Consider the following 5,581-nt stretch of genomic DNA (forward strand, 5'->3'; position numbering starts at 1 on the left):
ATTGTATTATTTCCCCCCAAAAATGCCCCTTTTAATAAAGGGGCATTTTTTTTGTTGACAAATATAATGCCGATAGAGTATAATTAATATGTTAATATAGTACAACATATTGATTGTACATTTCTGTGATTTGTACTTTTTTACTAAATGTAATAAAAACGGAGTTTGATATGAAAAAACATTCAAGACTTGTTGAAAGAGTTGTCAGACCATATTTGATTTTTATAGCTTTGATTTTAGCTGCGGCAATGATTGTAATGTACTTTTCTGTTGTGACAAAACTTAATTATGAGGCAGAAAATGCAGGGACAAAAATTGCGGAAACTATGGCTCGACAGGTCGACACATACATAGAAGAAATAGACGTACTTGCACAACAAGTGAAACGTCAACCTCGTATAATAAATATTTTTTATAACCTTAACAATACCAAAAATGATAAAAGTAATTTTTTCAATGATAACGTTTTGCTTGGAATCGACGTTTCATCTATCCTTAACGGATTGATTACTGATCGAAACGGTAATTTCAATATATCGGTCTATAACGGATACGGTGATTTTGTATCAAATCAAAATTACTTCATTGATAAAAAGAAATTTCAAAGCACTATGGAAAATATAAATTATGCCATAGAGTTAAATCAAATCGAAGAAAATGACGATAAAATAATAACCGCACCATCGGAAAATCCTTGGACGGAAAGTACAAGAGAATTTATAACTTTAAAAAAGAGTCTAAAAAATGATTATTCCGATACTGTTTGCGGTATAATTGAGGTTAGAGCAAGTGTGGACAGGCTTGAACAAATGCTGCATACAGAAGATAATGCCGAGATTTTAATTTGCGACCGTTCAAACGGAAAAATTATATATCCGACCGTATATACAGAAAGAGAAAGAAGCGAGTATTCTTCGGCATTTGTCAATAATGCAAACTGGGAAATAATGATACGAACACCCGTAGCGAATACAAAGACAAATATAATATTTATTTTATCGATTTTTGTGGCTTTGTATGCAATATTGTTAGTGTTTGTATTCTTGATAAGCCGAACTATCGGAAAAGAAGTTATAAAACCGATTTCACAATTAGCAAATCACGTTTGCAAAATTGACGCACCGGATGATAAAATGGCTCACATCAACGATGATGCTATTGATGAAATAAAAGAGCTTGAGGACAGTTTTGAAAAAATGCTTGAAAGAATGAATAATTCGATTATTCAAGAGAAAAAGGCATATGCGCTTGCTTTGCAGGCTCAAATGAATCCTCATTTTCTGTACAATATGCTGGCGGTAATCAGTTCTGCCGGAAGTGAGGCAGGATGTGACAGTGTTTCCACAATGTGCGTCGAACTGTCTGATATGCTTAGATACGTTGCAGCATATCAAAAAGTTACCGTACCGCTTAAAGAAGAAATAATTCATACAAAAAATTATCTTGCATTGATGAAATCAAGATATGAGGATTATTTTTCTTATAAGATTGATGTTTCAGACGATTTGATGAACATTCCGGTGCCAAAATTGTTTATACAACCGCTTGCAGAAAACTGTTTTATACATGCTTTTAAAGAAAAAGAGCCACCATGGAATATTGATATAAAGATGGTAGGCACGAAAGATAGGTGGGAACTTATCATAAAGGATAACGGTTCGGGAATATCCGAAGAAAGAATTGCCGAAATAAAAGACAAAATAGATAAAGCATTAAATGAAAGACAAGTGGGGAATATCGGCGGATTGGGTATTGTAAATACAATAGTCCGTCTTACTATGACGCACAACAAAAATCTCAAATACGATATATATAACGATGACGGTATGGAAATAAAAATTGTTGTGGGGGAGCAAAAATATGTTTAAAGTGCTTATTGCTGAGGACGAGCCTCCGATTATGCGAATGATTAAATCAACTTTAGAATCGGTTGATTCCGATTTTAAAGTTACCGAATGTTGCATAAACGGAAAAAATGCCGTAGAAAAGCTAAAAAATGAAGATTTTGATATTGTTATTACTGATATTAAAATGCCGATTATGACAGGTATCGAACTTGCAGGCTGGATATATCAGAATAAACCCGATACAAAAGTTATAATTGTAAGCGGATATTCTGATTTTGAATATGCAAGGAAAGCATTGGAATATAAGGTGTTTGATTATTTGTTAAAGCCTATATCTAAAGATAAGGTGAGCGAGCTTACTCAAAGAATAAAAAGTGAAATTGCCGACAAAAACAAAATGTTTGACGAAAATAATACTATTGTAATTCTTGCATGTGCCGGTGCGTATTTGTTATATGGTTCGGAAGTTCTTCTTCCCGGTGAACGTTTTTGGTCCGATTCGGGAATTGATGCTTTTATGGATAATTTGCTTACAACTTCAGAAGAATATATTTTCTTTAACAGCAATATGCTTTCGGAACGTCTTATGGTTATAACCGCCGAAACGGAAGAAAGACAAGAAGAATTGATACACAAAATTTATGATGAATTTTCAACTAAAAATCTTCCCATGACTATTGTTTATCAAAAAGGTGTGTTGTTTAAAGATACGGGCAAATATTTTAGTAAACTTAGAGAACAACTCATAAAACATCTTATTCTAAACAAATCGCAATTATTGTGCTGTAATTCATTGTCAGACAGTTATGAAGATATATCACAGCCATATTCAAAAGCAGATGTCGACAGTATTGTTTTTGCAATAAAAAACAGAAACAATGATGAATTAAAAAACAAATTAATCGCCGTAATGAATAATATGATGTCCTCTGATTGTACACAAGAAGAAATAAACGGTTTTTTGAATATAATTTTGGATACTTACACATTGAATTATCCGAATCATATGAAGCGGAAAAATACCAGTGTAAAAAAAGAATTTGTCAATGCACTTGCAAGCTTTGTTTCATATGATGCGTTTATAGCTGATATTATATCAATATTGGCAACATTGAGAAACGATAAACGTGATCCTGACAGATATGAACAGCTTGCAAATGAAGTGGAAGAATATCTGATTAATAATTATAATAAAAACATTACAAGTGATGTTTTATCAAAAGAATTCGGTTTTGTACCGAGTTATATAAGCCGATTGTTTAAACGACAAAAAGGCGTATCACCTAATGAATATGTAACTAAGTACAGAATAGAAAAAGCAAAGAAATTAATCGAAGAAAATAATGATTTAAGAATAAAAGATATTGCCGACGCAGTCGGATTTAAAGAATCATACTATTTTTCAAAAACATTCAAACGTGAAACCGGTATGTGGCCGACCGAATATTCGGCAAGAGATAAATAAATTATATTGAAAGAGAGTGATACAAATGACAATTATACCAATATTTAAAAAGTGCCCGATTTGCGGGGAAAAATATGTATGGAATCCTGATGTAGGCAAGATTATATGCCCATATTGTCATGGACTCGGTAAGCCTAAAAAGACAAAAGATAAATAAATTCAGTTTTATATAAGGAGTGCGACTGTTATGAAAATATTGAATTTCGGCTCGTGTAATATTGATTTTGTATATAAATTAGACCATATTGTCACAATAGGAGAAACCGAAACAAGTAATTCAATGCAAGTATTTCCGGGTGGAAAAGGTCTTAACCAATCAGTCGCTTTAGCTAAGGCAGGTATGGAAGTTTATCACGCCGGTTGTATCGGAACTGACGGAGAAATGCTTACAGATGTTTTAGAGTCAAACGGTGTCGATATATCTAATATAAAAAAAGTAGACGAAAAAACAGGACACGCTATTATTCAAGTAAGCAGCAAAGGTGATAATTCGATTTTTCTTTATTCCGGCTCAAATGCAAAAATAACCGAAGAATTTGTTGATGAAGTGCTTGATAAATTTCAAAAAGGCGATATGCTTTTGCTTCAAAATGAAATAAATAAAATAGACTATATCATAGAAAAAGCATACAAAAAAGGAATGTGTATAATATTTAATCCTTCACCGTATAACGATGAAATAAAAAATCTTGATTTTAATATGCTTTCCTATATAATTATCAACGAAGTGGAAATGTCGGAGCTTACTCAATGTGATAATCCAAAAGACGGTTTAAAATATTTTGCAAAGAATTATCCAAAACTTAAAATCATTATTACTCTCGGAAGTGAAGGAAGTATGTACGGCGATACCGAAAAGGTTGTTTTTCAGCTGTCATTTAAGGTTAATGCCGTTGATACAACTGCCGCGGGAGATACATTTACAGGATACTTTTTTGCACAAACAGCAATGGGGAACACTGTTGAAAAATCCTTAAAAATTGCGTCAGTTGCATCAGCTATTGCAGTATCAAGAAAAGGCGCGTCTGTATCTATACCTATGTTAAACGAAGTTTTAGCGGCTGAAAATTCATTTCAAAGTTCTTAATCACATTTACCGCAATCACAGCACCCATTGCAAATAAGTTTACTGCTACAATGTTCGCAATTTTTGCGATAGTGGGGTACATATAATTCATTTTCGGGTATATCAAATCCGAAATTATCGCACAACTTAAATTTAATCGGTTTACCGATGTAATTCATACCCGATTTATACGCCATTTCGCTTTGTGTAGATTTTTTCGGTATACGATATTTTTTACCGTCTTTTATAAAATATGTACCTGTTTCAATAAAGCAAAATGTAACATTATGCGATACACATTCTTGACGTAATGATTTTACCCAATCAAAATTACAAGGACGTGAACCGTCGTAATTTTCACCGCCACATACTACACGTTCTATCTGACCGCTTTGCAGATATTTTTCGATACTGATAGGACCGATAAATGGAGCACACATTATTCCTTTGTGTTTAAACGGTAAATCAAGTAATAGCGGAATACGTTCATCGGCACGTTTTTGATTTTCGGCGGTAACATTAAAAAATACATTTTCCCAACCGTTGCCCCAATCTGACGGAAGGCATTTATGCACTCTCTCGGGACGTTTGGTAAGCAAATAAAATTTTACGTCACTGCGTTGCTTTATAATATCCCATGCTTCTTCACGCCACTTGTCAGCCTCTTCTAAAAAGAAATCTGACGTCATACATACGCGAATAAGCTCACCGCTCTGCACTTTATAATTGCCGTAACGGTCTTTTTGCAGAGGATAGTCAAATCCTGATTTTGTTTTATAAATATCCGAGCCGCTTTTGTCACGAACACGGTCTAAAAAATACATATAGCAATTTTGGCAACCCTCACTGCATTTCACGCAACCGTGCCACGGATTCCATATATCGTGCATTATATCACTTCCTGACATCTTTTATAACTTTATAAATATCTTCATCTAAACATATTGCATTGAAGTAAACCGTAGTCGCCTTGAGTGTAAAATAGGCGTTTTTTATCAAAACCAGCTTTCTGAAAACAATGGTCCACGTTAGTGGTAATAACAAAATAATCTTTACCGTTTACCATTATCTCATCTGAGTAATTTTTCATAGATTTTTTTGTCGGTATCCTTAAAAACATTAAAAATCACCCTTTCCAATTCAGAATGTTTCAAATAGTCTTTCACTGTTTCAACGGCTATTTGTGCGGCAATATCATTTGGG

General features: G+C 33.5%; 5 protein-coding genes and 1 pseudogene. 4 read left to right on the forward strand and 2 right to left on the reverse strand.

Going from position 1 to position 5,581, the window contains the following annotated elements; genetic code table 11:
- The first annotated feature begins 170 nt into the window (after positions 1-170).
- Genes ACLTU0_RS10275 through ACLTU0_RS10290 form a run of 4 tightly spaced genes read left to right on the forward strand, consistent with a single transcriptional unit; the run spans position 171 to position 4,399 of the window.
- Positions 171-1,868: a sensor histidine kinase gene (locus tag ACLTU0_RS10275; RefSeq protein ID WP_412322346.1), complete on the forward strand. Its 1,698-nt coding sequence runs from the start codon at positions 171-173 to the stop codon at positions 1,866-1,868.
- On the forward strand, positions 1,861-3,312 hold the full coding sequence (locus tag ACLTU0_RS10280) for a response regulator transcription factor (RefSeq protein ID WP_412322348.1): 1,452 nt from the start codon (positions 1,861-1,863) through the stop codon (positions 3,310-3,312). The genes ACLTU0_RS10275 and ACLTU0_RS10280 overlap by 8 nt, the downstream gene beginning before the upstream one ends.
- 25 nt (positions 3,313-3,337) lie before the next feature.
- A complete protein-coding gene (locus ACLTU0_RS10285) occupies positions 3,338-3,469 on the forward strand; it encodes a hypothetical protein (RefSeq protein WP_412322350.1) in 132 nt (43 codons plus the stop codon).
- 30 nt (positions 3,470-3,499) lie between these two features.
- A complete protein-coding gene (locus ACLTU0_RS10290) occupies positions 3,500-4,399 on the forward strand; it encodes a ribokinase (protein ID WP_412322352.1) in 900 nt (299 codons plus the stop codon).
- Here the strand turns inward: ACLTU0_RS10290 and ACLTU0_RS10295 are convergent.
- Both ACLTU0_RS10295 and ACLTU0_RS10300 read right to left on the reverse strand, forming a co-directional pair.
- On the reverse strand, positions 4,396-5,268 hold the full coding sequence (locus ACLTU0_RS10295; protein WP_337870875.1) for a DUF5131 family protein: 873 nt from the start codon (positions 5,266-5,268) through the stop codon (positions 4,396-4,398). The two genes, ACLTU0_RS10290 and ACLTU0_RS10295, sit on opposite strands and share 4 nt — an antisense overlap.
- Positions 5,269-5,321: 53 nt before the next feature.
- A pseudogene (locus ACLTU0_RS10300) lies at positions 5,322-5,444 on the reverse strand (Sir2 silent information regulator family NAD-dependent deacetylase); the annotation flags it as partial.
- Positions 5,445-5,581: the final 137 nt, after the last annotated feature.

Origin of the sequence: Hominilimicola sp. (assembly GCF_046972485.1) — a bacterium.
Classification (GTDB): domain Bacteria; phylum Bacillota; class Clostridia; order UBA1381; family UBA1381; genus Hominilimicola; species Hominilimicola fabiformis.

Excerpts from the sequence above, each read along its gene's own strand:
- ACLTU0_RS10295 (WP_337870875.1), bottom strand. The coding sequence starts at position 5,268 with ATGCACGATATATGGAATCCGTGGCACGGTTGCGTGAAATGCAGTGAG.
- ACLTU0_RS10285 (WP_412322350.1), top strand. The coding sequence starts at position 3,338 with ATGACAATTATACCAATATTTAAAAAGTGCCCGATTTGCGGGGAAAAA.
- ACLTU0_RS10275 (WP_412322346.1), top strand. The coding sequence starts at position 171 with ATGAAAAAACATTCAAGACTTGTTGAAAGAGTTGTCAGACCATATTTG.
- ACLTU0_RS10290 (WP_412322352.1), top strand. The coding sequence starts at position 3,500 with ATGAAAATATTGAATTTCGGCTCGTGTAATATTGATTTTGTATATAAA.
- ACLTU0_RS10280 (WP_412322348.1), top strand. The coding sequence starts at position 1,861 with ATGTTTAAAGTGCTTATTGCTGAGGACGAGCCTCCGATTATGCGAATG.